The organism is Paenibacillus sp. FSL H7-0918 (assembly GCF_038007025.1).
Taxonomy (GTDB): Bacteria; Bacillota; Bacilli; order Paenibacillales; family Paenibacillaceae; genus Paenibacillus_AQ; species Paenibacillus_AQ odorifer.
The window spans coordinates 590080-615768 of sequence record NZ_JBBOWJ010000001.1 but is presented as its reverse complement, the minus strand read 5'-3'; the positions used below and the strand labels follow the sequence as shown (position 1 = coordinate 615768).

28 protein-coding genes are annotated in these 25689 nt (G+C 40.4%); 22 read left to right on the top strand and 6 right to left on the bottom strand.

The annotated features are described in order from the left end of the window. The first annotated feature begins 146 nt into the window (after positions 1-146). Both MHI15_RS02955 and MHI15_RS02950 read left to right on the top strand, forming a co-directional pair. Complete coding sequence (locus tag MHI15_RS02955; protein WP_341164112.1) at positions 147-1190, top strand: phosphotransferase; 1044 nt, start codon at positions 147-149, stop codon at positions 1188-1190. Between the two features lie 136 nt (positions 1191-1326). Continuing rightward, positions 1327-2079 (top strand): hypothetical protein, encoded by a 753-nt coding sequence (locus MHI15_RS02950; protein ID WP_280753048.1) that lies wholly within the window; start codon positions 1327-1329, stop codon positions 2077-2079. A gap of 23 nt (positions 2080-2102) precedes the next feature. On the opposite strand, the gene MHI15_RS02945 is transcribed toward MHI15_RS02950, so the two are convergent. Together MHI15_RS02945 and MHI15_RS02940 are read right to left on the bottom strand one after the other, a co-directional pair. Continuing rightward, complete coding sequence (locus MHI15_RS02945; protein ID WP_341164111.1) at positions 2103-3368, bottom strand: MFS transporter; 1266 nt, start codon at positions 3366-3368, stop codon at positions 2103-2105. 48 nt (positions 3369-3416) lie between these two features. Beyond that, positions 3417-4328: a LacI family DNA-binding transcriptional regulator gene (locus tag MHI15_RS02940; RefSeq protein WP_076129864.1), complete on the bottom strand. Its 912-nt coding sequence runs from the start codon at positions 4326-4328 to the stop codon at positions 3417-3419. Between the two features lie 640 nt (positions 4329-4968). Between MHI15_RS02940 and MHI15_RS02935 the strand changes: the two genes are divergently transcribed. Next, positions 4969-5520 (top strand): polymer-forming cytoskeletal protein, encoded by a 552-nt coding sequence (locus MHI15_RS02935; RefSeq protein WP_076183054.1) that lies wholly within the window; start codon positions 4969-4971, stop codon positions 5518-5520. A gap of 621 nt (positions 5521-6141) precedes the next feature. Beyond that, the gene (locus tag MHI15_RS02930) at positions 6142-6387 is read left to right on the top strand and encodes a hypothetical protein (protein ID WP_036688955.1); all 246 of its coding nucleotides are present in this window, start codon (positions 6142-6144) and stop codon (positions 6385-6387) included. 62 nt (positions 6388-6449) lie between these two features. Here MHI15_RS02930 and MHI15_RS02925 read toward each other — a convergent pair whose 3' ends face one another. Then, positions 6450-7067 carry a histidine phosphatase family protein gene (locus tag MHI15_RS02925; protein WP_076301738.1) on the bottom strand — a complete coding sequence of 206 codons (618 nt, stop codon included), beginning with the start codon at positions 7065-7067 and terminating at the stop codon, positions 6450-6452. 158 nt (positions 7068-7225) lie between these two features. Between MHI15_RS02925 and MHI15_RS02920 the strand changes: the two genes are divergently transcribed. The 8 genes from MHI15_RS02920 to rbsB all read left to right on the top strand — a co-directional run bounded on the left by MHI15_RS02920 (position 7226) and on the right by rbsB (position 14499). Continuing rightward, the gene (locus tag MHI15_RS02920) at positions 7226-8128 is read left to right on the top strand and encodes a LysR family transcriptional regulator (protein ID WP_341164110.1); all 903 of its coding nucleotides are present in this window, start codon (positions 7226-7228) and stop codon (positions 8126-8128) included. A gap of 60 nt (positions 8129-8188) precedes the next feature. Then, a complete protein-coding gene (locus tag MHI15_RS02915; RefSeq protein ID WP_076127369.1) occupies positions 8189-8656 on the top strand; it encodes a DinB family protein in 468 nt (155 codons plus the stop codon). 147 nt (positions 8657-8803) lie between these two features. After that, positions 8804-9784, top strand: a complete 981-nt coding sequence (locus MHI15_RS02910; protein ID WP_076127368.1) for a LacI family DNA-binding transcriptional regulator — start codon at positions 8804-8806, stop codon at positions 9782-9784. A 27-nt stretch (positions 9785-9811) separates the two neighbouring features. Further along, entirely contained in the window at positions 9812-10690 is an 879-nt protein-coding gene (rbsK, locus tag MHI15_RS02905; protein WP_076127398.1) for a ribokinase, read from the top strand. Positions 10691-10692: 2 nt separating this feature from the next. After that, entirely contained in the window at positions 10693-11088 is a 396-nt protein-coding gene (gene rbsD / locus MHI15_RS02900; RefSeq protein WP_076127366.1) for a D-ribose pyranase, read from the top strand. A 21-nt stretch (positions 11089-11109) separates the two neighbouring features. Further along, positions 11110-12591 (top strand): sugar ABC transporter ATP-binding protein, encoded by a 1482-nt coding sequence (locus MHI15_RS02895; protein ID WP_076218180.1) that lies wholly within the window; start codon positions 11110-11112, stop codon positions 12589-12591. A 2-nt stretch (positions 12592-12593) separates the two neighbouring features. After that, positions 12594-13562, top strand: a complete 969-nt coding sequence (locus MHI15_RS02890) for an ABC transporter permease subunit (RefSeq protein WP_076127362.1) — start codon at positions 12594-12596, stop codon at positions 13560-13562. Positions 13563-13575: 13 nt separating this feature from the next. Next, a complete protein-coding gene (gene rbsB / locus MHI15_RS02885; RefSeq protein ID WP_076183044.1) occupies positions 13576-14499 on the top strand; it encodes a ribose ABC transporter substrate-binding protein RbsB in 924 nt (307 codons plus the stop codon). 69 nt (positions 14500-14568) lie between these two features. Here the strand turns inward: rbsB and MHI15_RS02880 are convergent, their stop codons facing one another. Next, a complete protein-coding gene (locus tag MHI15_RS02880) occupies positions 14569-16434 on the bottom strand; it encodes an LTA synthase family protein (protein ID WP_076218177.1) in 1866 nt (621 codons plus the stop codon). Between the two features lie 206 nt (positions 16435-16640). Here MHI15_RS02880 and MHI15_RS02875 point away from each other — a divergent pair, with 206 nt between their 5' ends. The 3 genes from MHI15_RS02875 to MHI15_RS02865 all read left to right on the top strand — a co-directional run bounded on the left by MHI15_RS02875 (position 16641) and on the right by MHI15_RS02865 (position 19001). Further along, entirely contained in the window at positions 16641-17189 is a 549-nt protein-coding gene (locus MHI15_RS02875) for an RNA polymerase sigma factor (RefSeq protein ID WP_076278725.1), read from the top strand. Then, the gene (locus tag MHI15_RS02870; protein WP_076281493.1) at positions 17179-18471 is read left to right on the top strand and encodes a DUF4179 domain-containing protein; all 1293 of its coding nucleotides are present in this window, start codon (positions 17179-17181) and stop codon (positions 18469-18471) included. Before MHI15_RS02875 ends, MHI15_RS02870 begins: the two co-directional genes overlap by 11 nt. A gap of 68 nt (positions 18472-18539) precedes the next feature. Further along, the gene (locus MHI15_RS02865) at positions 18540-19001 is read left to right on the top strand and encodes a hypothetical protein (protein WP_341164109.1); all 462 of its coding nucleotides are present in this window, start codon (positions 18540-18542) and stop codon (positions 18999-19001) included. 619 nt (positions 19002-19620) lie between these two features. Here MHI15_RS02865 and MHI15_RS02860 read toward each other — a convergent pair. Beyond that, positions 19621-19965 (bottom strand): hypothetical protein, encoded by a 345-nt coding sequence (locus tag MHI15_RS02860; RefSeq protein ID WP_341164108.1) that lies wholly within the window; start codon positions 19963-19965, stop codon positions 19621-19623. Positions 19966-20452: 487 nt separating this feature from the next. On the opposite strand from MHI15_RS02860, the gene MHI15_RS02855 reads away from it, so the two are divergent. The 3 genes from MHI15_RS02855 (at position 20453) to MHI15_RS02845 (ending at position 22172) form a co-directional block, all read left to right on the top strand. Further along, positions 20453-20968: a GNAT family N-acetyltransferase gene (locus MHI15_RS02855; RefSeq protein ID WP_076183033.1), complete on the top strand. Its 516-nt coding sequence runs from the start codon at positions 20453-20455 to the stop codon at positions 20966-20968. Between the two features lie 48 nt (positions 20969-21016). Next, positions 21017-21505, top strand: a complete 489-nt coding sequence (locus MHI15_RS02850) for an LURP-one-related/scramblase family protein (protein ID WP_076276104.1) — start codon at positions 21017-21019, stop codon at positions 21503-21505. Between the two features lie 259 nt (positions 21506-21764). Next, positions 21765-22172 (top strand): transporter, encoded by a 408-nt coding sequence (locus MHI15_RS02845; protein ID WP_076201483.1) that lies wholly within the window; start codon positions 21765-21767, stop codon positions 22170-22172. A gap of 205 nt (positions 22173-22377) precedes the next feature. Here the strand turns inward: MHI15_RS02845 and MHI15_RS02840 are convergent, their stop codons facing one another. After that, the gene (locus tag MHI15_RS02840; RefSeq protein ID WP_076281499.1) at positions 22378-23274 is read right to left on the bottom strand and encodes a LysR family transcriptional regulator; all 897 of its coding nucleotides are present in this window, start codon (positions 23272-23274) and stop codon (positions 22378-22380) included. Positions 23275-23410: 136 nt separating this feature from the next. Here MHI15_RS02840 and MHI15_RS02835 point away from each other — a divergent pair, with 136 nt between their 5' ends. The 4 genes from MHI15_RS02835 to MHI15_RS02820 all read left to right on the top strand — a co-directional run bounded on the left by MHI15_RS02835 (position 23411) and on the right by MHI15_RS02820 (position 25590). Next, positions 23411-23722, top strand: a complete 312-nt coding sequence (locus MHI15_RS02835) for an antibiotic biosynthesis monooxygenase family protein (protein ID WP_076281500.1) — start codon at positions 23411-23413, stop codon at positions 23720-23722. A gap of 153 nt (positions 23723-23875) precedes the next feature. Further along, the gene (locus MHI15_RS02830) at positions 23876-24349 is read left to right on the top strand and encodes a GNAT family N-acetyltransferase (protein ID WP_076281501.1); all 474 of its coding nucleotides are present in this window, start codon (positions 23876-23878) and stop codon (positions 24347-24349) included. 204 nt (positions 24350-24553) lie between these two features. Then, positions 24554-24994 carry a 3-hydroxyacyl-ACP dehydratase FabZ gene (gene fabZ, locus MHI15_RS02825; protein ID WP_076281502.1) on the top strand — a complete coding sequence of 147 codons (441 nt, stop codon included), beginning with the start codon at positions 24554-24556 and terminating at the stop codon, positions 24992-24994. Next, entirely contained in the window at positions 24991-25590 is a 600-nt protein-coding gene (locus MHI15_RS02820; RefSeq protein ID WP_076281503.1) for a chorismate mutase, read from the top strand. The genes fabZ and MHI15_RS02820 overlap by 4 nt, the downstream gene beginning before the upstream one ends. The last annotated feature ends 99 nt before the right edge of the window (positions 25591-25689 follow it).

Genomic DNA, 25689 nt, shown 5'->3' with positions numbered 1-25689 from the left:
TCCTTTTCATTTTTGGTTCACGAGGGTTACACAGGATGTCATAGTGAACAGTACATAATATTTCATAAAGATAAAAATATGTTTTAAATTTACTTGAACCATTTTAAATGAGTACGACTTTACTCACACAGAAAGGAATACATAACATGGAAAATATAAGCTATAATTTAAAATTCGCTACACTTTGTGCCAAATATAATCTGGGTCTGTTGATGAATGAACCTGAACCGATAACAGGCGGACTCTTGCACAGAATGTATCGCCTGCAAACGGATAAAGCGCAATACGCAGTAAAGGTCTTAAATCCTCAAATTATGCAACGAGATACAGCAATGTCCAATTATATTTTTTCTGAAATGGTTGCGAATCTGGCTTATCAAAAGGGAATCCATGCTGTCCCGGCAATCGTATCTAATGGCAGTAGTATGCACGAGGTTGAAGGGCAATTTTATTTATTGTTTCCATGGGTTCAGGGGAAGGCATTACCTTTAGATGAAATAGATTTAGATTGTTGTAAAAAGATTGGGGCAATTCTTGCGCAGCTCCACATCATCGATTTCTCACAGGGAACGGATGATCATCACTTTGAAACGCTTAAAGCGTCTAATGCTGCAGTTGAAAATTGGAAGGAGCTTGCTCTCAAAGGAGAGCAGCAGGGTGCAGAATGGTCAAGCTTGCTGGCAGATCACCTGCATAAGATAGAGAATTGGGAGTCATTGATTCATTCTTCAGCGAGTCTATTGACGAATCATTATGTTATCAGCCATCGGGATTTAGACCCCAAAAATGTCTTGTGGGATGAGCAGAAAGTTCCGATAATAATCGATTGGGAAGCAGCAGGACCTATTCATCCTACGTTAGAGCTGATAGATGTAGCTTTATATTGGTCAGGTTCTGAATCGGGAGATTTAAGCAAAAAGGCATTCTCAAATTTGATTAACAGCTATCTGGAGCATGGCGGAGAGATTTATGCGGATTGGCAGGTTGTGCTCAACTATGGCTTTTTGAGAAAATTAGAATGGTTAGCTTACAATATCAGACGTTCGCTAGGACTGGAGAGCTCAGATGATGCAGAACGGGAGCTGGGTACTCGTGAGGTAATCCGTACGATTAATGCATTACACGACTACGCTGATTTTATTCCACAATGTTTATTATGGTTGGGAGATTTAGAGGAAGGTAGTGCCTAATCTATTAAAGGAGAACTTATTTATGAATGTTATTAACGCTACGATGGAAGATATAAATGGATGAGTGTGTTCCGATGGACCGGAAGGGGGTTCACGCCAAAAGTTTAAACTGACTGTACGTTAAAAAGGAGGACTTATGAAGAAGTTTATAGTTATATCTGGCGTCTCGCTATTTTTGTTGGCGATTTCTTTTAACCCATTGTTCAACTATATACGTGAGTACATAATCTCTGATCAAATTAATCAGCGTTATGAGATAAAGCATGCTGAAAAAGAATATAACCCAATAAACGTACAAGAGATAACGGTTGATGATAAGAATATTAAAATCAGGGAAGAAAAAACAGGCAGGAAAGCAGAGTTGACCCCATGGGATGAAGAGGAGAAGGTCCCGCCTGGTGATATTGTCAAAGTTCAGTTCTTATTAAATGATCAAAAAATCTCCACCCCTGATGAAATATGGCTATCCAATCGGGACAGAGGCAGCAGGTATTTTTCGTGGATAGATATTCTCACAGTAAAGGACCGAAAGACTGGTGAGAATCAAATAAATATAGTCCAAAGACTGACCGACGATAGTCAACCCATGGAAACAAGAAAATGGAAAATCATCACGATTGCACAAGACGGAGAAGTAGACGAAGAGGTTCTCAGCTATGCGCAAAGAAGCAACAATCATTTAGGCGTCAAGCTAATCGAGTTCTCCGGTACCTCCCTTATGGGTATGGGCTATTATTCAGATGTTACTAAGGCCTATCCTAGTATTTTCTTCCCACTCCTATTTCCATTTCTAACTGGAATAGCGGGTCTCCTGTTATTGATTTTTCTGGTTGTTCTATTACTGTTTGAGCTTCATCTTAGACGCGTTATTAGAAAAAGAGGGCGATAAAGAACACAGGATACGTTCTGAAATTACTTGTAGTTTCGAATTACCTTTAATTTAGTGATAGTTGATAAGGCAAACAGCAGCAGTAAGACTCCGATTGAACCCATGACAGGACCAGGGCTGAAGAGATCAGACAAGGATGAGACAGCAGTAAGACCAATGGATGGGGCTACACTCATGATAGAACCTAATACACCGAACACCCTACCCTGGATGTCTTCTGAAACTTCCAGCCTAAGGATTGTATTAATCAGCAACGTGGAGAATGAGAACATGAAGCCAATCACAAGAATGATAGGAATGGCAATCGCAGCGGAAGTGACGAATGATAACAGGAGGTACAGGGGACCGAGACATAGCAGTCCAGTCATAATAAGGAAACCTCTGTTTTTCAATTTGGAGCCGAGCAGTAAGATCAGACCGGATCCGATCATATAACCAAGTGGAATACAGGCTTCAATAAGTCCAAACTGAAAGGGAGTGGAATCCCACACGTTGACAGCCATAACCTGGGTCAACATCAGGGAGGGGACAAAAAATAAGGTTAAGGTAGGAAGCATAATCATAACGGCGCGTGCAAAAGGGTACCTCCAAATATAGCGAATTCCATCGATCAAATCCTGTGTGAATTTCCGTTCTTTCTTGGGCACGTTATTTAATTGAGTTGGCAAAGGAAGGGAGCGGACCGCTAACACGAGCAGAAAGGAGAGGAAGAATGTAGCTCCATCAAATAAAATAGCGTCGGCTGCTCCAAAACTCGCTACGAAAATCCCACCGGCGGAATAACCAATAGTCCGGCAGATGTTTTCAGACAAGTTCAACAGTCCTACCGCTTTTTGTAGATGTTCTTTACCAACAACAGTAGTGATAGAAGCTTGGTATGCCGGGGACTGGAATAAAGCTGAAATGGTCGTAAGACCCGTCAGTATGGCGACGATAATGAACGAAGTAGAGGGCAGGGAAATGGCTAAAGCTAGCGTCACTACGAGTCCGCAACTTATCAGATCTGTGATCAGCATGAGGGTTCGACGATTGACCCTATCCGCAAAAGTTCCCCCTATCGATCCGAGCAAAGAACTAAGCAATAAATTGATTATCGTGATGATGGCAATCATTTTGGCGCTGCCGGTCGTTTGCAGTACCCATAAACTTAAAGCAATACTATGAAAAGTGTTACCGAACAAGGAAATGGAGTACGAACTGAGTAGCAGCAGGAATCTCCGATTTCCCCAAAGAGAGGGATGAGCTTGAACAGCAGAGGGAACTTGTTTCACTAATACAGGACCAGGCATAAGTTATGCTCCTTTCAACTTAAACGCTTAAGTGAATAGCCAAAAAAATTATTCTACAAAATAACAATTATTTTCTTGTGCGGAGTAGTCAGAATGATGCAATAATTTGTCCATGAGTTCAAATGCAGTAGCCGCTTTATCCCCTGTGAAAATGAATTTATGAACGTCATCTCCTAATATTTCCGGACAATTGCAGGTGCAAAGAACAGAGAGTTGTTCGAACCTCCCGTTTTTTTCAACGTAACTTCCAATAAACTCATTAATGACAATGGCCTCTTTATAGCCCCCCTCCTGTAAGAATGTATTTAATTCCTCCAAATTGACAACGGTGAATATCGCTTCTTCAGGTAATGGAAGACTGTCCTGAATAAAGCGGGTGAGGAAAGAGTTATTGAAGCTCTCCATAATTAAACATACCTGTGAAAGGTCCTGTGGTTTTACCTTTTGCAGAGCTGCTCGATAGTTGAAAAAGACTTGCTTAAAGAGTTTATCTTCTATCATGCTGTCGATCAGAATCAAAGGAATTCCTTCTACAAAATGCTTGGAGATCGAATAAAAGGCTTCCTCGCGCACATCGATCAGAAATACAGCCTCCAGCTTTCTTTCTACGATAATATCCAAAGAAGGCTGGTCAACATCAAGTGAATATAGCAGCGTATGGTAACCAGCATTTGTTAACCGTTGTTCCAAGGCATGTATAAATGAGAACTGGGCATGGAGCTTCCAGTGTGGGGTATGGGCTGCTGTGTTAACAAGCACACCGACCAATCCTGTTTTCTGATTCGCAAGTGAACGTGCTGCCAGATTCGGTATGTAATGCAGTTCCTCGGCAAGCTGAAGAATCTGCTGGCGCGTTTTCTCAGGAATGGTTTGGTTGCCGACACGATTCAGAACATAGCTCACTGTTGCGACGGAGACATTGGCACGAAGTGCGATGTCCTTCATGGTTGTCTTTTTCACCAGTAAATAGCTCCCTTATCCTTGTGATATTTTCTAAAGATTAACATTCTGATTCTAAAGCGTCAATGGGGGGGAGTGAGCAGTCAGATGACCCTGTTAAGTTGCTAGAAATGGAAGAATGTAGCCCTTGAGATTCAACTCTGGGAAGATCTGCTTGATAATCGTCTTAAGCTAAATTATACGAAACAAGCTTTATGCAAAAGCTGAAAAAATGCTTATTAACCCAATGGTCATCCTTCCGCTGTATTATTTTTATGCTGGAGTTTTGCATAAACCTAACATTAAAAAAGTAAGTGTAGAGTATGATGGTTCCATATCTTTTTCAAGAGAATATCTAATCTAAAGATTTATAGTAATAAAGATTTTGAGGATACTTCCGCAGTTATTGGGAGTGTCCTTTTTGTGTGGAATTAATCACCTTTGTGACCTTTCTTAAAATTTGGGTAAATAAGTATTAAGATCTATGAACTTAAAACGGGCAGCGAGATGAGGTGTTACTTGTGGATACGAATCCGGATGGAGAGGAGTGATCTTTATGAAACCGCTTCAGATAACGACACAATATTGTGAAAATTTTCACCTGTTTATTAAAAATTTTAATATATAATTAATTTATAATCAAAAACAAGGGGGATTTAAAATGAAGTTATTTAAAATGATGTTAGTAGCAGGCGTCTCGGTTGCAGTATTGTCTGGTTGTGGTGCGAATAATAATAATGCGACTAATTCGGCGGCTACTACGGCTCCAACTACAGAGCAAACGGATGCAGTTACTACAGCTTCAATCGTAAATCAAGCAGATGCGTTTACCAAGGCTGTAAGTAAAGATGGAAATTGGATTATTGCCATTCTAAATGATGTGACTATTGCCCAAGATGTTGTTGTTGAAGGCGAATTCCATGATAAAGGGGCCGCAGACGGCGACATCTACCGTAAGATTGCTCTTTATGCCCAAGACGCTGATCACAAAGTTACTGCCAATTACACACTCACTGTACCTAAGTTAACTGTACAAAGTGAAAATTTACGAGTTCAAGGCGGAACCATTAAAGGTGATGTTTATGTAGAAGCGAACGGATTTAATCTGCATGAAACCTCGACTATTGATGGAAATCTTTACTTCGCAAACGAAGATGTGAAAGCAACTGCAGGGATTGAAGGTAAAGTGACTGGGGCAACTGAAGTTAAATAAGTTAGTGATGTTTTCGATTAGTTAGATGTAGAAGTTGAAGGACTAAATAGATAGAATTATTCGGATAGGTTCAGGAAAAAGGAATCAGTATGAATGGGCAAACTCATAATGGACTACACCCCATCTAGTTACCATATGAGAGCCGACGGAAGCTTTGAAGTAACAAGTAATGGAGTATTGAAGTGTACAGTAGATGGTTTTAACTGTATTTTGTACAACTAAAATGCTCAAAATGCTCGGCCAATAAAAATAGCTGTATTTAGTACATCAATTTTTCTTGATTTAATACTCTACAGGCTACTTCTCTAGTTTTTAATTGTATAGAATACACTTAAAGTTAGAATTAGCCCTTGTGGATATGGAATAAGTGTATAGAATGCAGTTATCTTACAAATTTCACCAAGATAGTGCGTTACAACGGAGTGGGTATCCGAAAGCTACAAATGATTAAGCTTAGCTCGTAACCTACTCAAGCAAACCACCGCAGACCCAAAACACCAGGCAGTGAACCTCCAACGGAGAATCGCTGCCTGGTTGTTTTTTGTGGATGAATATATGAACTATTGTTGATTTTCTTCATATTGACTTATAATATTACTACCACTACTAGGAGGAACACATATGTCTAAGGAGTATTCGCGCACATATATTGAGAGCGTAAAGCTTGAAATGTTAAATAGGTTGGGATTAAAGCAGGTGTTCTTCAAGGAGCAAATAGGGGATAGCCTAATTTTTGAAGCTGTGGGCTTTGATAAAGGGGCAAAACATCGCTTTTGCGTTAGACCAAAGACGAAAACGATTGATGAATTCATTTCAGGCAAATGGATGAAGGTCCGCAGTTTTATAATCAAAAGTGTGGATATTTAATGTTGAACCCTATAAAGGTAGCCCCGTTAATCGGAGTTACCTTTTTATTTTTTGACCCATAGTCATTGATAATGTGAAGTATCTCCATACAGATCAATGGTTGTATTGTTATCAGTTAGGGTTACTTTACATAATGCTGTAGAGAGAATATCCGGTAACTCCCCAATTTCCTGCAATGATTTATTGAGAAAATAAGCCATAATGACTTTTAAAGTCATCCGATGTGTGACGATGAGCACTTCTAGCCCTACGTTATCGTTTATGATGCGCTCCATTGTCGGCACTACTCTTTGTTCAAGCTGCTTGTAAGTTTCACCTGAGGTTAGAGGAATATATAGATCGGGTCTGGTGAAAAAATGGGAATATTGTAAAGGGGATTCTAGTTGTATCTGATCCGTATTCATTCCTTCCCAGCTCCCCATGTTAATTTCCATTAAAGAAACTTGCTGATGAATAGGTAAACTCCGCTTTCCCCGTAAAATCTGCGCAGTATGCAATGCTCTTGGACTAGTACTAGAATAAATTGCGCCTAAGTTTTCTACTTCCAAACGATCTCTTAACCATTCCGCCTGCTGTTCGCCCAAGGCTGTAAGCGCAGAATTTTGATGCCCTTGCATTCGTTTTTGTAAATTCCATTCTGTTTGCCCGTGGCGGGTTAAGTAGAATACTGTCTTTGTCATTAACGTGACCTCCCTTATGAATAGTTGTAAGTATAAGATAAATAAATATAAATAAACAATATATAATAGTTAACATCCATAATGTATAGTTATAATAAAATGGCTGAGGATAAGCGGCGAATACAGATATTATTTTATAAAGTGAGGAAGAGTTGACGATGAACTATCATGTATTAAAATTGTTTTATTACGTTGCGATCACAGGTAGTGTGACCAAAGCCTCTGAACGTTTGCATATCAGTCAACCCGCTATATCAGCGCAAATCCGTAAGTTTGAACGGGAGAATCATATTTTATTATTTGAAATTAAAGGAAAGAGGATGGTGCTTACCCCTTTAGGAAAAAGGTTAATCGAACCTCTTGAGAAGTTTTTTGCCATGGGTGATCAAGTCCAGCAAATCATTGAAGACTATCACAAATTTCCTGAGGGGAATCTGCGGATTGCAGGTAATTATTTAGCGACAAGCATCCTCATTCCCCGGTGGGCGTCATTATTCAAACAATCTTTTCCGGAAGTTAACATTCAGATCACTACTACTAATTCTCATGGTGTCATGGAAAAATTAAATAATTTTGAAGCAGACGTGGCGATTTACAGTGATATGGAGTTTCCTTCGCATAATACAGGAGTGTTCGAACATCGGGAGTTATATAGGGACGAGTATGTATTCGTGGTTTCTTCCCATCACCCTATTGCCAATCAGCAGGTTAGTTTTGAAGAAGTAATGTCTGAAGCATTTATTATGAGGGAAGAGGGCAGTGCAGCCAGAGAGCGGCTTGTCCGGTTGTGTGAAGAAAGAAGTGTACAGCAGCCAACGATTGGGCTTCAATTTAATGGAGTGAATGAAGTTATTCAAGCTGTCATTGCCGGTTATGGAATTAGTTATGTATCCGCTTTGTTGGCGAAACCTTATCTTGATCAGGGAACATTAGCTAAAGTAGCAGTAGAAAATGTAGTCTCCAAGCATTCGATATGGATGGGCTACAGAAAGAAGAAACTTCAAGAAAGTTATATGCAGTTGTTTATTACGCTCGTTATGAAACAATTAAGTATAAAATAATATTAGGAAATTAAAGATAATCTTATGGTAAACTATGGATAAAAATTAGGAGGGGTCATAATGGATCAAATTGTATTCAAACAAATTAAGTTTGTGCGTAGTGTTACTGTGCGTGCTGTCGAGGGACTATCTGAGGGAACTTTGAATAGCATTCCAGAAGGGTTTAATAACAATATCCGATGGAATTTGGGACATATTTATTTGGTGCAAGAGAAGTTTGCCTTTCATTCTGCTCGGGAGCTTATGCAATTGCCGGCAAGCTTTGAACGCTTATTTGCGAAAGGGACTAAACCAGCCGAGTGGAATGAGGAACCGCCAACGCTTGAAGTTTTACTTGAGATGCTTACGGAGCAACCCAAACGGATCCAGGAAGCTTTTCACAATCGCTTAAGTGAGCAAGTAACCCCTCTTACAACAGGGAGTGGATTAACCCTAAATTCAATCGGTGAATTCATAAATTTCACACTTTACCATGAAGGTATGCATTTCAATACAATAAAATTATTAAATCGCTTTGCAGATAAATAAATTCAAATAACAAAAGATATCGATATATAGTTGGTATCTTTTGTTAGCTTTATGTTCGAAAAAAAGATTTGTAAATGAAAAGGTTATGTGATAATCTAATTTATGTAATACATGTAACCGGTTACACATTGGGGGATGAATGAAAGAATGATGACGATCAAAGATGTCGCAAAAATAGCTGGAGTTTCGGTAGCAACAGTCTCACGGGTTATAAATGAATCTGGATATGTGAATATCGATACTCGCAAAAAGGTTGAGGCAGCGATCAAAGAAATGAATTATACCCCTAATGAGGTTGCAAGATCATTATACAAGCGGAAATCTAAATTAATCGGGCTGCTCTTGCCTGATATTACTAACCCGTTCTTCCCGCAGTTAGCGCGGGGGATAGAGGATCGGATGCAGGAGCAAGGTTATCGGATCATCTTTGGCAATAGTGATGAGAACGAGGACAAAGAGATGGATTATATTCAAACCTTTATCCAAAACAATGTCATTGGCATGATATCGTCAACCAATTTCCCTGAGAGTGACGTTTATTCTAACTTGAAGATTCCGGTTGTATTTCTGGACCGTACTTCTAATGATAGCCCTTCCGTATACGCAGATGGCAAAAAGGGCGGACGTCTTGCAGCACAGGAGATTATCGCACGGGGAAGCAAAAAAATTACAGTGATACAAGGACCGGCGCATATCAAACCTGCACAAGATCGATTTCTTGGGGCGATTGAAGTCCTTAATGAAATGGGAATCAGCTATAATGTGATCGAAACTTCATCCTTCTCCCATACAGTAGCAGAACAATGGGCTGTGGAGTTATTTGATAAATATATAGATACGGATGGCGTAATTGCCAGTAATGATATTGTGGCGACGGCAGTCATTCATGAAGCACATCGTTTAGGTAAAAGAGTGCCGCAGGATCTGCAAATCATCGGATTTGATGATATCCCGCTCAGCAGCTTGTTGTCACCTGCTTTATCCACCATTCGCCAGCCGGCACATGATATGGGTAGAGAAGCAGCGGGTTTACTTATTAAGCTAATTGAGCAAGATAAGGTGGAAGAGAAGATTATTCAACTACCCGTTAGCTTTGTGGAGCGGGAAACTACAAGAAGTAAAGAATAGATGACAACATGAGAAAGGTTGATGAATATGGCTAAGATATGTGTAATTGGCAGCTGTTCAATGGATTTAGTAGTGACTTCGAATAAGCGGCCTCACGCGGGTGAGACTGTGCTTGGAGAACAATTCTCCACCGTTCCGGGCGGTAAGGGTGCGAACCAAGCCGTCGCTGCTGCCCGTCTAGGAGCAGAAGTTACAATGGTTGGTTGTGTAGGTGATGATTTCTATGGTACCGCTATCATGGATAATCTGAAAAAGAATCGCGTTTTTACCGCCAATGTGGAACCGGTTACACATGTCGAAAGTGGAACAGCTCACATCATTTTAGCGGAAGGCGATAACAGCATTATCGTTGTAAAAGGAGCCAATGATTTAGTTACTCCTGCATTGGTTGAACGGGCACTTGATAATATTAAAGGCTCTGACATGGTATTAATCCAACAAGAAATTCCGGAAGAGACGGTGTCTTATGTAAGTGAGATTTGCTATAAATTCAATGTGCCTATGTTGCTTAACCCAGCACCTGCTCGGCCTATCAGTGAAACGATTATAAACAATGCCACCTATTTAACTCCCAATGAACATGAATGTGCAATATTATTTCCTGAGATGAGTACTGCTGAAGCTTTACGCAAATATCCCAATAAGTTATTTATAACCGAGGGCAGCAATGGTGTACGTTATTACGATGGTAAACAGGAAGTTTTAGTTCCCACCTATAAAGTGAATGCTATAGATACCACTGGAGCAGGAGATACTTTTAATGCGGCATTTGCTGTTGCTCTAGCTGAAGGCAAGTCTATTCGTACTAGTGTAAAGTTTGCCAATCGCGCGGCTTCTTTATCCGTCACAAAATTTGGTGCCCAAGGTGGCATGCCAACAAGAGTAGAGGTGGAGGTGAGTCTTTAATTATGAAAAAACAAGGAATCTTAAACAGTCATATTTCCAAAGTGCTTACTGATTTAGGCCACACCGATACGATTGTCATTGCTGATATTGGATTACCCGTTCCATCTGGTGTTCCAAAGATTGATTTAGCGCTTAAATTGGGAGTTCCCAGCTTTCAAGAGATTGTCGAAATCATTTCAGAGGATATGGTCATAGAGAAAGTTATCGTGGCAGAGGAATTAGCAGCAAAAAATAAAGGCACTTCTGAATACTTGAATGACAAATTTAAGGAAATACCTATAGAGGCGATTTCACATGAACAATTTAAATTGTTAACCCAGCATGCGAAGGTCATCATTCGTACGGGGGAAGCTAAGCCGTATGCAAATTGTATTTTACAAGCCGGGGTCTATTTTTGATAAAAAGGGGGTTCAAAGCATATGCACATTACGATGAAGGATATTTATAAATCTTTTGGGGCTAACCGTGTGTTGACGGGTGTGGATTTTGAGCTGAAGGATGGTGAAGTTCATGCCCTAATGGGAGAGAATGGCGCAGGAAAGTCTACTCTGATGAACATTTTGATTGGACTGCATCAGCGTGATCAAGGAACCATTAGTATAGATGGTCAGGAAACATACTTTAACAATCCCAAAGAGGCTGAACGTTATGGGATCGCTTTTATCCATCAGGAGTTGAATGTGTGGCCGGATATGACAGTTCTAGATAATCTGTTTATTGGTAAGGAACGAACCTCCAAACTAGGGATCTTAAATATGAAAGAAATGAAAGCGTTAGCAAATGAACAGTTTCGTAAGCTCTCCGTAACGATTCCCTTAAATCAAGAGGCGGGGGAATGTTCGGTAGGGGAGAAACAGATGATTGAGATTGCAAAAGCGCTTATGACTCATGCAAAAGTTATCGTCATGGACGAACCGACAGCGGCATTAACCGAACGGGAAATCCAGAAATTGTTCGAAGTCATAACTTCCCTTAAAAAGGAAGGCGTCTCCATCGTGTATATTTCGCACCGGATGGAAGAGATTTTTACGATATGTGACCGAATAACGGTCATGCGAGATGGGAAAACAGTAGACACGAAGCCCATTCCAGAGACTAACTTCGATGATGTAGTTCGGAAGATGGTAGGGCGTGAATTAACCGACCGGTTTCCTGAGCGTACCTCCAAACCCGGAGAGGTTGTTCTTGAAGTTAAAAATGCCACGAAAAAAGGGCAATTTAAAGATGTTAATTTCTCCGTTCGTTCGGGTGAGATCTTAGGTTTCTCGGGATTAATGGGATCTGGACGAACAGAAATGATGAGAACCTTATTCGGTTTGGAATCGTTAGACCGTGGAGAAATTATGGTGCGGGGAGAAAAGGTCACGATTCGAAATCCCAATGATGCGATGAAGGCGGGGATAGGATTCGTTACGGAGGACCGTAAAGATGAAGGGTTAGTGCTTGATTTCTCTATTCGAGACAATATGGTGCTTACAAATTTATATAGCTTCGCTCCTAAGGGTGTAATCATTGATAAAAAAGAACAAGAATTTGTAGACATACTTATCAAACGGCTACACATCAAGACACAGTCTTCCTCCACTTTAGTCCGGAATTTATCCGGGGGGAATCAACAAAAGGTGGTCATCGCCAAATGGATTGGGATCGGCTTAAGTGTGCTTATCCTCGATGAACCTACCCGTGGAGTGGACGTAGGAGCTAAACGGGAGATCTATCAGCTCATGAACGAATTAACGGAACGTGGAGTCGCCATAATCATGGTATCGTCAGAGCTTCCTGAAGTCTTAGGAATGAGCGACCGGATCGTAGTGGTTCATGAAGGGGAAATTAGTGGAGAGCTATCACAACAAGAAGCTACGCAAGAAAAAATCATGACGTTAGCTACAGGGGGGCAATAGTAATGACAACTATCAAAGGTGAGAGAGAAAATAAAGGTTTTCAAATCGGGCAAATTACACAGAAGCTAGGTCCATTACTAGGGCTGATTATTCTAATTGTTATCGTTACGGTGTTGAACCCAAGCTTTATGGAGCCCCTTAATATCCTGAACTTGCTTAGACAAGTTGCCATAAATGCGCTTATCGCTTTTGGGATGACCTTTGTTATTCTAACGGGTGGTATCGATTTATCGGTGGGTTCTATTCTAGCCCTATCCAGTGCCTTCACCGCTAACCTGATGTTGTCTGGTTGGGATCCTGTCTTAGCCATTATTGTAGGTTGTTTAGCGGGTGGCGTGATGGGGATGGTCAACGGACTGATGATTACAAAAGGTAAAATGGCGCCATTTATCGCTACGTTGGCGACCATGACGATTTTCCGGGGATTAACACTTGTATACACAGACGGTAATCCGATCACAGGTCTCGGAGACAGCATGACCTTCCAATTGTTTGGCCGTGGATATTTACTGGGAATACCTGTACCTGCTATAACAATGATCATCGTCTTCGCAGTCTTATGGGTTGTATTGCACAAAACTCCATTTGGTCGTAAAACCTATGCCATTGGTGGTAATGAAAAAGCATCTATTATTTCAGGGATTAAAGTCGACCGCATTAAAATAATGATCTATTCATTGACCGGTATGTTGTCCGCATTGGCAGGAGCGATCCTGACTTCCAGATTGAACTCAGCGCAACCCACAGCAGGCACATCTTATGAGTTGGATGCTATCGCAGCTGTAGTATTAGGCGGTACGAGCTTAACTGGTGGTCGTGGACGTATCGTGGGCACATTGATTGGTGCACTGATTATCGGGATTTTGAACAATGGATTGAACTTGCTCGGCGTATCCTCTTTTTACCAAATGGTGGTCAAAGGGATCGTTATTGCCATTGCCGTACTCATAGACCGTAAGAAAGCCGTATAAGGGGGATTCCAACATGAAAAAGTTAACTTTGATTCTTACTTCCTTACTATTAATTCTCATGACAGGTTGTTCCTTGGAGCCTCCAGAGTGGGCTAAGCCTAGCAGTGGTGGAAGCATGGAGAACATGAAGATTGGATTATCTATATCTACATTGAATAACCCCTTCTTTGTATCCGTTAAAGATGGTGTTTTGGCTGAGGCTAAGAAGCAAGGCTTGGAAGTCCTTGTCATTGATGCCCAAAATGATTCTGCTAAACAAAGTAATGACGTCGAAGATTTGATGCAAAAAGGTGTGAATGCGTTATTGATCAATCCAGTGGATTCATCAGCGATCTCGACAGTAGTGCAAACAGCTAACAGTTTAAATATTCCCGTCGTTACGTTGGACCGTTCCGCAGATCAAGGGGATATCAAAGCTCTTGTTGCCTCTGATAATGTAAAGGGTGGCTCTATGGCGGCACAATATATTGTAGAGCAGCTTGGGAAAGGTGCAAAGGTCATCGAGCTAGAAGGATCCCCAGGAGCTTCAGCGACTCGGGAACGCGGTAAGGGATTCCATGAGATTGCGGACAGCCAGCTAGAGGTCATTGCTAAGCAAACAGCTGATTTCGACCGTACGAAAGGGCTGACCGTTATGGAGAACCTTCTACAAGGAAATCCTGGCGTACAAGCAGTTTTCGCTCATAATGATGAAATGGCGCTAGGTGCTATTGAAGCCATTCAAAGTTCAGGCAAGAATATCCCTGTGATTGGTTTTGATGGAAATGAAGATGCACTTAAATCCATCGAAGCTGGTAAATTAACAGGAACCGTTGCGCAGCAGCCTGAATTAATTGGCCAACTAGCCATTCAAGCCGCTAAGGATGTATTAGAAGGCAAAACCGTAGAGAAGCTGATTGCGGCACCGCTTAAACTAGTTGTTAAAGAGTCAAAATAATAATCATTATAGAAAAAGACTGCGCTCACCGATTTGGTGAGCACAGTCTTTTTTGCTATACATTGCAGCTTATTCTTCAATAACTCTATCCGGTAGCTGTGTAACATAACTGTCTGACAAATGGAGTAGCTGTAAGGCACGCTCGAATTCGTCTTCTGTGGATTGCAGAGGTTGGTTGCCGTTACCAGATAAAGTATAATGCTGGCCATCCTCGAAGCCACTGCCGGATAAGAAGAGCTCTTCGTTATTTACGAAAGATCCTGTAGGCAAGTAATACCGTTGTGGTAGTAAGTTATAAGTTGATTGATTCAAGAGATCTTGTCCGAAATGAATATGATCTGCAAGAGAGACACCCAATAAATTAGATACGGTAGGTAAAATATCCACTTGCCCGCCTAGCTGTTCTTTTACACTAGGAGTTGTAATCCCTGTTGCTGACATGATCAACGGAATATTAATCAATTCACGTTCCGAATATTCATGGCCGAGAATCTCTTCCAGTAGGAGATGATCATCCTCTTTTAGAGAGAAGATAGGCAGTCCACGATGATCCCCGTACAATACGATCAAGCTGTTATCCCACACACCGTTTTGTTTGAGCTCATCGATAAAAAGTCCCAGCGCATAATCAGCATAATTCTGAGCCCGAATATAATCGCCAACAAGCGTTCCTTCGAATCGCTCTGGAAGTGTCATTTTGTATTTATCCTCTGGGATGGAGAACGGATTATGAGATGACATCGAAATTACATGGGAGTAAAAGGGTTGCTCATTCTGATCCATTCTTGCCAGCTCTGCAGCTGTTTTTTCATACAAAACTTCATCAGAAGCGCCATAGAATACAGTGTCTTCTTCCCCGAAGTAAGTTTTATCATAATAACGATTGAATCCCAAAGCACTATAAAGCTCACCACGGTTCCAAAAGTCGACTTCGTTCGTATGGAATGTTGCCGTATCGTAACCTTGTGCTTGCAACAGCTTGGGTAAGCTTGGTAGCTCTTTAGGAGCGTACATTTGGGTAGCTGGACCATCAGGGGGTACATAAAAAGAAGTGTTCACAATAAACTCTGCATCTGAAGTGTTGCCTTGTCCAACCTGCTGGTAGAAACGCGGGAAGTAGAAGCTGCTGGCGGCAAGCTTGTTCATATTTGGTGTGATTTCTTGTCCATCAATCTTTAGATTGATTAAGAAGTTCTGGAAAGACTCCATTTGCAGAATGATTAGATTTTTTCCTTTGGCGGCTCCAAATAAAACCGGATTAGAGCTAGCTTGAATTCCTTTAGTTTTATCAATAGTGGATTGCGTAATCTCAGAAACGTCAATTTGTTCTTCCTCTTGATCAGCTAGCAGAGAGTAGGCTTCATAATTAAGAATGCCCATTTGTTCCGCTTTAATCGTTTCGTTCATACTGGCACGGTTTGGAAAAATATTCATTGCACAAATGATGATGGAAATACAGAACAGGACTGCCACCGCTTTACGGTTACTTTTGCGCGACATGGCTTTTTTCCAATCCAGCGCTTTCTGTTTTCTAAACATCACCAAGCTGATGACAATGATATCCACAAAGATAAGCATATATTGAGGACGAAGGACCGAAAATATACTTTTCTTTACGGCTCCCACTTGTTTGACCTGATCTAATACTTGCGAAGTAGCAATGATGCCAAAATGATTATGATATACAATTAATGAGAAAAATAGAGTAGTAATCAATACATTGACAAGCATGTAAATTGCAATTTTTCGTTTCGTAGCGAACCATTCAATCAAGCAAAAGACTAGAAGTACAAAAGGGATTTCTTTAAGCCAAGTGGTCCAAGTAGGGCCATCTTCAAATAGAAAATACCAGGCAAAATAGCTTTTTACAAGCATAATGAGAGAGAAGAATAGCAGAGATCTTTTACTAAGTGTACGAGGTTCTTTAAACGGCATTGCTTATGCCCATCCTTTTCTTTTTAGATTAGTTCATTCTATTACATTGAAGCGTTTAAAATCAACTAGATTTGGGTATGTCTGAGTGAAATTTTCCTGAATATTACAGTTTGGGTGGATTGAATAGTTCACGATATATAAAAAAAATTTATGAAGATGAACTTTTTACAGTGCTCCTGACTCATATAGGGGAGAGAGGTGAAGGCATGGATGTTGTTCGATTGGTGAAAAAAGCTAAAAAGGGAAATAAAGAAGTTTTGCTGCAATTAATCATGTATGAAAAGGATGTTTTTTATAGGCTTGCGTACAGCTATATGGGAAATGCACATGATGCTATGGATGCCATGGAGGAAATGATAGTTACGTTATACGAGAAGATTGACCAACTTAAGAAAGAGGAGTCTTTTTACAGCTGGAGTAAGACGATTTTGGTAAACGGCTGTAAAAGGCAACTTCATAAGCGAAGCAAGCTGGTGTTATTAGAGGACTGGAGCATCACTGACGAGAAGGAAAAAGCCGATGTTACATCAGGCGATCCTTATCATAAAAGTGAACAGCAAATGGATATGCAGGCGTTATTGTTACATGTGAACGAGCAGCAAAGAGAAGCAATTCAATTGAAATATTTTCATGATCTCGATTATCAAACGATAGCTGAGATCACACAGGTCTCGATCGGAACTGTTAAATCAAGGATCTACAATGGATTACAAACGCTGAAAAATCATTACAGAGGTGATGTTGATGAACAATAACGTCGAACAACGATTAGTGGATGAGAAGAGGAATTTAGAGTCCATAACTGCACCTGAGGGTTTAGAAATGAGATTAAGAAATGCTTTAGACTCGGCACCTCCAAAAAGAATAAAAAGAAAAAGCTCGCCCCTCTGGAAGATTGCAGCCGTCATTATATTAGTGATAGTAGTTTCTGGAAACAGCTATAATGCCTTCGCTTATTATGGAAAAAAGTTATTTGGTTTTGATGAGGTGTTAGAGGGAACTTTACAACAACTCAATGAACAAGGAATGGGACAAAGCATAGACAAAAAGACGACGTTAGCAGATGGAACAGAACTTACGATTAACGGAATTATGGCAGATGCCAATCAATTTATTGTGTATTACACGTTAAACAATCCTAAGGGACTACAGGAGACGGGAGATCATTTTAGTCCTTCAAAAATAGAAGGGTTTCTCACGAATTCCAACATAAGAAGCGGCGTATCTTTAATCAACGACGAACATACAGAAATAAAAGGCACGATGACATTTGATAGCGTAAGCCCATTCTCGAAAAAACTAACACTTCATTACTGGGGACCTCCCCAGAAAGGGCAGATGAGTGAAGGGAGCATAACGTTTTCTTATAATCCAAATCAAGCGATGGTGACTCAGATCAAACAGTCGATTAATAAAAAGGTCAAAGCCGACAAAGGATCAATTACCTTCAAGTCGATCACGGCCACACCCACCATGACTGTGATTAAAGGGAGTATGAATGTCGAGAATTTCGATCGAATAAGATTAGGGTTAGAAGGCATTCAATTAATTGCCAATGGAAAGCCTGTAGAAATATTAGGTAGTAGCAATAAAACCTCGCTGGGTGGGAGATCATTTGATATTCGTTATGACACCTTGCCAAAAGAATTACATTCATTGCAGCTGGTTGTTAAAGAGTTTGTTGGATATCAGAAGCTGGAAGAGAAGTATCCTCTAAATGCTGATAGTAATGAGCCGATTCTACTAGGGGATAAAGAATTATGGATTAAAGATGTGACCAAGACCGCTCAAGGGATTGAAATAACTATTGCTACAGATGAGGATGTAATGCTGGATGGTGTGTCTATAGAAAATGCTAACGAAAACACGGCTTTAAAAACAACAATTAATCAAAAAGAGTCAGAACAAATGAACGGTAAACTCATGAAGGAACGCACCTTATTATTTGATACACAAACGAAACCTGAAAGTATTCTGATAGAAGGAATACATTATATGAAGGAATATAACAAGGTGATTGAGATTCCTGTGGATTAAAAAGAAGTGCCATATCCATAATTTATGAAATATAGTAAGTTATAATAGTCTGAGAAAGTGAGGGGGTTATGGAAAATATAGGTGCTTATAAGGTGAGTCGTCCGTCGTTAATGTCGCTTCTGTTTTCTATGATTTTTTCAAGTGGCATACTATTGTTAAATACCAGAAATAATACGGAGTATAAAGTATTACTTTATTTTGGTTATATATGGTCGGCTTTCTGTCTGATTGTTGTAATCATATTGCTCTATAGGATCATTACGATTAGAAAGTTCATTGAGGTTCGAATTCATCCGGACGCTATAATAGTAGAAAACAAAGAAATTCAAGCGAATCAAATTGATAATATTTATGTAAAGGGCTATTTCATACCCGTAATAGGCATTAAACCTGTAGATCACAAATTTCCTCCCTATAAATTATGTTTTAGTTTTCTTGACGAAGAATACAAGGGAATGAAAGAACTAACCGCATGGGCCGAAAGTAATCAGATTAAACTATCTAAAAAAAGATTTATGAGATGGCTTTAACCGGGCTCTTACCAGTCCACCATACTGCGCTTTATGCGCACAGCGGAAAGGATGGGTGTCCTAAAAGCCGAAAATGGCTGCTGGGGCACCTCATTTTTTTTGCTCCATCATCGTCCCCCAAACGTCGCTCGTTTTCTCCATCCGCGAATCCTGAAACTTCGTTTGCTTCCTCCATCATCAAGAACCCTCTACTTTTGTCACCTCCGCTATCCCCCAAAAAAAACTACACTTTCTTCGATCACATTTGCACACCCGGAAGCATCTATCGGACTCAGATGACCCTTAGACGCGTCATAGCCCACTTTTGGAACCCTAACGGACCGCATAGTCGTTATTGGTCTAAAAAACACCCCAAAAGCAGCCTTTTCGAGGGAATAGCTGCACTGGGGTCCGAAACCTTGCTCCAAAGCCGAAATATTCGCAAATAACGTCAACTGGGTCCGAAAGTAACCGCCATCCATCATCGAATCCCCAAACCACACTTTCTTCGATCACGTTTGCGCGCCCGGAAGCATCTAACGGACTCAGATGCCCCTTAGACGCGTCATATCTCACTTTTGGAATCCTAACGGACCGCATAGTCGCTATTGGCCTGAAAAACACCCCGAAAGCAGCCTTTTCAGGGGAATAACTGCACTGGAGTCCGAAACCTTGCTCCAAAGCCGAAATCTTCGCAAATAACGTCATCTGGGTCCGAAAGTAACCATCTTCCATCATCAAACTCCCAAGCCACACTTTCTTCGACCACGTTTGCGCGCCCGGAAGCATCTATCGGACTCAGATGACCCTTAGACGCGTCATATCCCACTTTTGGAATTCTAACGGACCGCATAGTCGCTATTGGCCTGAAAAACACCCCAAAAGAAGCCTTTTCGAGGGAATAGCTGCACTGGGGTCCGAAACCTTGCTCCAAAGCCGAAATCTTCGCAAATAACGTCATCTGGGTCCGAAAAGTAACCGTCATCCATCATCAAACTCCCAAGCCACACATTCTTCGATCACGTTTGCGCGCCCGGAAGCATCTAACGGACTCAGATGACCCTTAGACGCGCCATATCTCACTTTTGGAATCCTAACGGACCGTATAGCCGTTATTAGCCTGAAAAACACCCCGAAAGCAGCCTTTTCGGGGGAATAACTGCACTGGGGTCCGAAACCTTGCTCCAAAGCCGAAATATTCGCAAATAACGTCATCTGGGTCCGAAAGTAACCATCTTCCATCATCGAATCCCCAAACCTCGCTCGCTTCCTTTTGGAGTTCTGACTGCCGTAGAGAGACTGATTACGCCAATACGCGAATAGGTAGAATGAATGGTAAATCCTTAGTTTTTTTGTTGCAAATACAACAATTATGGTATACTATTTTCCTGTCACATCTGCATAACACCATATAATTAGAGCTCGAAATAAGAGTTTATTTGTAAATTGATATTTTAAAAGGAGAAAACGATATGGCTATCAATATAAAAAAGTGCACGTTCGAAGATCTAGGTTCACTTCAAGGAATTAGTGTTGAAACATTTAATGAGACATTTAGTAATCAAAATTCACCTGAAAATATGAAGGCCTACCTGGATAGAGCATTTAACTTAAAACAATTAGAAAAAGAATTGTCGGATAGCTCATCAGAATTCTATTTTATTTATTTTAATGAAGAAATCGCTGGGTATTTAAAGGTAAACACCGAGGATGCTCAATCTGAAGTAATGGGTAATGATTCACTTGAAGTCGAGAGGATCTATATTAGAAAAAAATTTCATAAACAGGGGCTTGGGAAATATCTAATAAATAAAGCTATAGAAATAGCGGTACAATGTAATAAAGAGAAGATTTGGTTAGGGGTTTGGGAAAAAAATAAAAACGCTATTAGCTTTTATGAAAAAATGAAGTTTGTTCATACAGGAACTCATTCTTTTTATATGGGTGAAGAAGAACAAATAGATTTTATTATGACAAAACAACTATAACATTTGTCTAAAATGATGTTAACTAAGAGGAACGATAGGAGGCTTAGAATGAAGCAACTTTATATAAAACAAAAGGTATTCAGTCTAAGTGGTAAATTCACGGTAAAGAATCAGCAGGAGCAAGATGTCTATTACGTAGAGGGCAGTTTTATGCAAATTCCCAAGACATTCTCCATTATGAATACAACAAGAGATGAGGTCGCACTTATTACGAAAAAAGTGTTCAGTTTTTTACCAAAGTTTTTTGTAGAAGTAGATGGTCGAGAGGTATTGACGATTAAGAAGGAGTTTTCTTTCTTTAAAGCACGTTATACGATTGATGCGGCTGACATTGAGGTACATGGCAACTGGTGGGACATGGATTTTCAGGTTTTACAGCGTGGTGTAGTCATCGGTAAAGTGAACAAGGAATGGTTCACTTGGGGGGATAGCTATAAGGTTCAAATATTGAAGGATGAGATGGAGACGCTCATGATTGCATTCGTTGTCGCTATTGATTGTGTGAAGGCTGACCAGGCATCTACATCACATCAGTGAAGATTCAATATTAAAGTTAAAAACTTAGTAAGGTGATGTGGACGGAATAAATTCAGCAGGTAAAGCTGAGTGTAATTGGTCAGTTTATCTATGATGCGCTGAACGTACCATAAGTAGAGGCAAATTAGGTTTCTGATAGTGCCTATGCTAGATCTTATTGTTGATTTTCATTTTTTGAAAAAACGCCTATTGCGCCCAAACGCTCTCTCCGCGAATGCATATGATGATTATGCCTACTCATTGAAAGGAGCGATCACATATGGGATTTTTTCCAACACCGGGAGCCGGCGGAGGATTTCCAGGATTCCCAGGCGGACCAGGCGGACCTGGCGTGCCAGGAGGACCTGGAGGACCAGGAGGACCAGGGTTTCCGGGTGGAACCCCCGGACAATTTCCGGGGGGTGCACCGGGAGGCGTTCAAGCGCCGACGGCTCCTCCACCGCAATTCGTGCCACAAATGTCGTCTACCACATTTGCCATTGATCCCGGCGGGATCAGACGCTGCCTGTTCCGCAACACATACATTTGGCTGAACAACGGCGAGCAATTCTGGTTCTTTCCGGTATTCGTCGGACGTAATTCTATTGCAGGGTTCAGATGGAACGGTTTTTTCTGGTCGTACTTCGGCATTGATTTGAATCGGATTAGCTCGTTCACGTGCTTCTAAGGCAGACAGCGATAGAGAACAGCCAGCAGGCTGTTCTCTATGTTGTGCAAATTATCGTGTCCCGGGAGTTGTGAATTTCGCAAAAGATACATAGTGAAGAATCGTTTCCCCTGACGCTAACGTTAATGCTGGATCAAAAAAGGGACTGCTCTGCGAAGGATAGCCTTAAAGCTTGCCGTTACAGACAGCGCGTTGAGCCATCTCATTAATCACGGTAATGCGGAGGGATGGGCACGTTGGTGATCCATTGTGTTATGAATTCAATTAGTTTTTTTGCCGCTGGAGAGGCATTTTTAATGGAGGCGGCTGCAATACCAATAGAACGATAATACTCGCCTTCCAATGGGCGATAACATACATTGTCGGGGAGATGTGACAAAATCATTTCTGGGAGAATACTTAACCCTAAACCATTTTGTACCATGGCGATTATGGCATGATCATCTTCTAATTCATATTTGATCGTGGGTGTGAGTTTATTTTGCGAGAAAATTCGCTTTACATCGGTGTCACAACCCGCAATGGGCATGATAAAAGGTTCATCAATCAATTGCTCAAGGCGGATGGTTGATTGGCGTTCGAGAGGGTGATTCTGCCACATAATGCAGACCATCCTATCTTTTTGAAGAGGGACCACATGAAAAGCATCTCGAGTAGGCAGATTAACAAATCCCAAGTCAGCGGTTCCATCGGCAATCCATTCTTCTATTTCAGAGTAGTTACCATCAAGTAGTTTTATTTCAATATGTGGAAACTGATTTTGAAATTGTTTAATGATTTGGGGCATCCATTGGATCGATACACTAGAGAAAGTACCTATTTTCACAGTGCCGATTTCGACACCCTTTAATGCAGCTACTTCTTGATTGAGTTTTTCATTAAGGTGGAGGATTTCTCTGATATGTGGGATTAAACGTTCGCCATCGTTGGTTAACCGGATACCCGATCTGTTTCTTATGAGAAGACACAGTCCGAATTCAGCTTCTAAGCTAGAAAGCGCATGACTGATGGCTGATTGTGTTAAATTTAATATCTCTCCTGTTTTGGTAATGCTGCCGATCTCAACTACCTTACTGAAAATTTGATATTTTAAAAGATTCATAATGATTTCTCTCCTCAATAATGTATGAAAAAAATTCATTAAACTAACAATTAATATTCATTATTTTTATCTTAATTATAATAGTATAATCTGTTTTATATAAAAACATCTACGATTAAAGGGGAGTTTGAGCGGAATGGTTCATGAATCAAATGGATCTTATTATGCAGTCATATTTTCAAGTCAACGTACGGAGGGGGATAACGGATATAACCTTATGGCTGGAAAAATGGAGCAGCTTGCGTCCGGGCAACCTGGGTTTTTAGGAGTGGAGAGTGTCAGGGATTCTTCAGGAGCGGGTATTACGATTTCTTATTGGGAGAGCTTGGACGCGATTAGGAACTGGAAACAGCATCAATCTCACAAAGTTGCTCAGGAGAAAGGTAAGAAAGAATGGTACCAAAATTACAAAGTAAAAATTTGTAAAGTTGAAAGAGAGTATTCTTGAGTGGTAACATATTACTGCAAAGTCATTGGGAATCAATCCATCGAAGCGCACAACAACAATCATTTTATTTCGAAGGATGCGAAGAAACTTATCCGAGAAAATAGAAGAGTCCGTTACTAATTAGATAAAATATAGATATGGGATGGTTTTTAGATGAACTATCAAATTAAAAGGGCGACCCTTGAAGAAAAAGAAATCCTCAACAACCTAATGCAATTTTATATGTATGATTTCTCCGAGTATATGGATTTGCACCTTGAAGAAAACGGGAAATTTAATGATTATCCTCTCAATGATTACTGGACAGAGGACTCGAATTTCCCATATCTGTTAACTCTGAATGGGAAAAATGCTGGATTCGTTTTAGTCAAATTAAAAAATAGAGATGATGATTTATACTTTTCCATTGCAGAGTTTTTTATTATAAAAAAGTATCGGAGAGTAGGATTAGGTAGACTAGTTGCAAAAGATATTTTTAATATACATAAGGGGCAATGGGAAGTTTACCAAATAGATAATAACGAGCCCGCACAACGCTTTTGGAAAAAGGTGATAGAGGAATACACTGGCGGAAAATTCACTGAACGAATTGAAGCAGGGAGAAAGACACAGGTGTTTGTTAATTAAGTTTGAATCTTAAGCTAGGATACAATAGATCAATAAAAAGCGGCAGTCAGGGACTTTATTTACTAGTCCAGGACTGCCGTTGTTTTTTTAGGGTCTACAGAAGTGATGTTATAGGTCAGTTACTTGGGTATTTTTGAGTAGTACAAAATCACTTCTAATGTTAAAATTACCCAAAAGGTATTTTAGGAGGCTAAAACGGGAATTATGCTAAATATACAGCAGATTGTAGAACTTATTCCTCATCGGTATCCGTTTATTTTAGTGGACAGAATTATAGAGCTGGAGGAGAACAAAAGAGCAGTAGGTATTAAAAATGTATCCATTAATGAACCGTTTTTTAGCGGCCATTTTCCTGAGCATCCTGTTATGCCGGGTGTTTTAATTGTGGAGGCATTAGCCCAGGTAGGCGGAATCACAATGTGCAAAAACGAGAAGCTGATGGGCAAGATAGGGTTATTAGTTGGCATTGATAATGCCCGTTTTAAGCGCCAAGTAACGCCTGGGGATCAGCTTCTTCTCGGATTCGAAGTCAATCGGATGAAAGGTGAAATTGTAAAAGGCAAAGGCACCGCAACAGTAAATAGTGAGCTTGTATGTGAAGCTGAGATTTCTTTTGCATTTGTGCAAAAAGGAGGTTCAACATGAAAAGGATGCCGTTTGTACGACCAACCGAACATTACGATCTGCAAATTAAGGATATTGACGAGCAAATATGTGCATTGATCAAGCAACGAAAGGAAATCTCGAATAATAATCCAGGATTCCCACCGTTTGAATCTATCTCTAAATGGGCAGAAAATTATGAGCTCTATGAGGATTTTTTGAGAGCGGTATTTGGGACGTTGCTAAGTGAAGATCATTTTAAACCGATGGTTGAGCCAATTGATTTTAGAAAACATATTGCAGTTCTTAAATCAATTGAGAAAGATGGATTTTTTTATACACTGACCTCTATACGCCAATATAGTAATGCTAGTGTGGTCACCCTTAATATAGATTGGGACATGACAACTGAGCTTCCAACAAATTCTCATAACCATAGCTTTTTCGAGCTGTTTATAGGAGAAGAATATGATAGTCGAATGATGAATGGCGGAAGTTCAACCGGACAAGCTTCTTATAATTACGTAATTTCTCCACCGCTTTCTGACGATCCTTCAGGTGTTATATTAGAGTTCAGGGAACATGGTAAGCCCTTCAAGAACAATGAGACAGGAAATCAAATTGTTTTTAGGCTGTAGTACTTATTTCTTCTCCGGAAAATATTGCTTATAGCTGTCTCCATTGCTATTATCAAAAGTGGAGATCCGAGCGAAGTTAAATTAGGCGCCGCTCCATAT

Coding starts and splice junctions, on each gene's coding strand:
- MHI15_RS02955 (WP_341164112.1), top strand. CDS start 147: ATGGAAAATATAAGCTATAATTTAAAATTCGCTACACTTTGTGCCAAA.
- MHI15_RS02950 (WP_280753048.1), top strand. CDS start 1,327: ATGAAGAAGTTTATAGTTATATCTGGCGTCTCGCTATTTTTGTTGGCG.
- MHI15_RS02945 (WP_341164111.1), bottom strand. CDS start 3,368: ATGCCTGGTCCTGTATTAGTGAAACAAGTTCCCTCTGCTGTTCAAGCT.
- MHI15_RS02935 (WP_076183054.1), top strand. CDS start 4,969: ATGAAGTTATTTAAAATGATGTTAGTAGCAGGCGTCTCGGTTGCAGTA.
- MHI15_RS02930 (WP_036688955.1), top strand. CDS start 6,142: ATGTCTAAGGAGTATTCGCGCACATATATTGAGAGCGTAAAGCTTGAA.
- MHI15_RS02925 (WP_076301738.1), bottom strand. CDS start 7,067: ATGACAAAGACAGTATTCTACTTAACCCGCCACGGGCAAACAGAATGG.
- MHI15_RS02920 (WP_341164110.1), top strand. CDS start 7,226: ATGAACTATCATGTATTAAAATTGTTTTATTACGTTGCGATCACAGGT.
- MHI15_RS02915 (WP_076127369.1), top strand. CDS start 8,189: ATGGATCAAATTGTATTCAAACAAATTAAGTTTGTGCGTAGTGTTACT.
- MHI15_RS02910 (WP_076127368.1), top strand. CDS start 8,804: ATGATGACGATCAAAGATGTCGCAAAAATAGCTGGAGTTTCGGTAGCA.
- rbsK (WP_076127398.1), top strand. CDS start 9,812: ATGGCTAAGATATGTGTAATTGGCAGCTGTTCAATGGATTTAGTAGTG.
- rbsD (WP_076127366.1), top strand. CDS start 10,693: ATGAAAAAACAAGGAATCTTAAACAGTCATATTTCCAAAGTGCTTACT.
- MHI15_RS02895 (WP_076218180.1), top strand. CDS start 11,110: ATGCACATTACGATGAAGGATATTTATAAATCTTTTGGGGCTAACCGT.
- MHI15_RS02890 (WP_076127362.1), top strand. CDS start 12,594: ATGACAACTATCAAAGGTGAGAGAGAAAATAAAGGTTTTCAAATCGGG.
- rbsB (WP_076183044.1), top strand. CDS start 13,576: ATGAAAAAGTTAACTTTGATTCTTACTTCCTTACTATTAATTCTCATG.
- MHI15_RS02880 (WP_076218177.1), bottom strand. CDS start 16,434: ATGCCGTTTAAAGAACCTCGTACACTTAGTAAAAGATCTCTGCTATTC.
- MHI15_RS02875 (WP_076278725.1), top strand. CDS start 16,641: ATGGATGTTGTTCGATTGGTGAAAAAAGCTAAAAAGGGAAATAAAGAA.
- MHI15_RS02870 (WP_076281493.1), top strand. CDS start 17,179: ATGAACAATAACGTCGAACAACGATTAGTGGATGAGAAGAGGAATTTA.
- MHI15_RS02865 (WP_341164109.1), top strand. CDS start 18,540: ATGGAAAATATAGGTGCTTATAAGGTGAGTCGTCCGTCGTTAATGTCG.
- MHI15_RS02860 (WP_341164108.1), bottom strand. CDS start 19,965: ATGACGGTTACTTTTCGGACCCAGATGACGTTATTTGCGAAGATTTCG.
- MHI15_RS02855 (WP_076183033.1), top strand. CDS start 20,453: ATGGCTATCAATATAAAAAAGTGCACGTTCGAAGATCTAGGTTCACTT.
- MHI15_RS02850 (WP_076276104.1), top strand. CDS start 21,017: ATGAAGCAACTTTATATAAAACAAAAGGTATTCAGTCTAAGTGGTAAA.
- MHI15_RS02845 (WP_076201483.1), top strand. CDS start 21,765: ATGGGATTTTTTCCAACACCGGGAGCCGGCGGAGGATTTCCAGGATTC.
- MHI15_RS02840 (WP_076281499.1), bottom strand. CDS start 23,274: ATGAATCTTTTAAAATATCAAATTTTCAGTAAGGTAGTTGAGATCGGC.
- MHI15_RS02835 (WP_076281500.1), top strand. CDS start 23,411: ATGGTTCATGAATCAAATGGATCTTATTATGCAGTCATATTTTCAAGT.
- MHI15_RS02830 (WP_076281501.1), top strand. CDS start 23,876: ATGAACTATCAAATTAAAAGGGCGACCCTTGAAGAAAAAGAAATCCTC.
- fabZ (WP_076281502.1), top strand. CDS start 24,554: ATGCTAAATATACAGCAGATTGTAGAACTTATTCCTCATCGGTATCCG.
- MHI15_RS02820 (WP_076281503.1), top strand. CDS start 24,991: ATGAAAAGGATGCCGTTTGTACGACCAACCGAACATTACGATCTGCAA.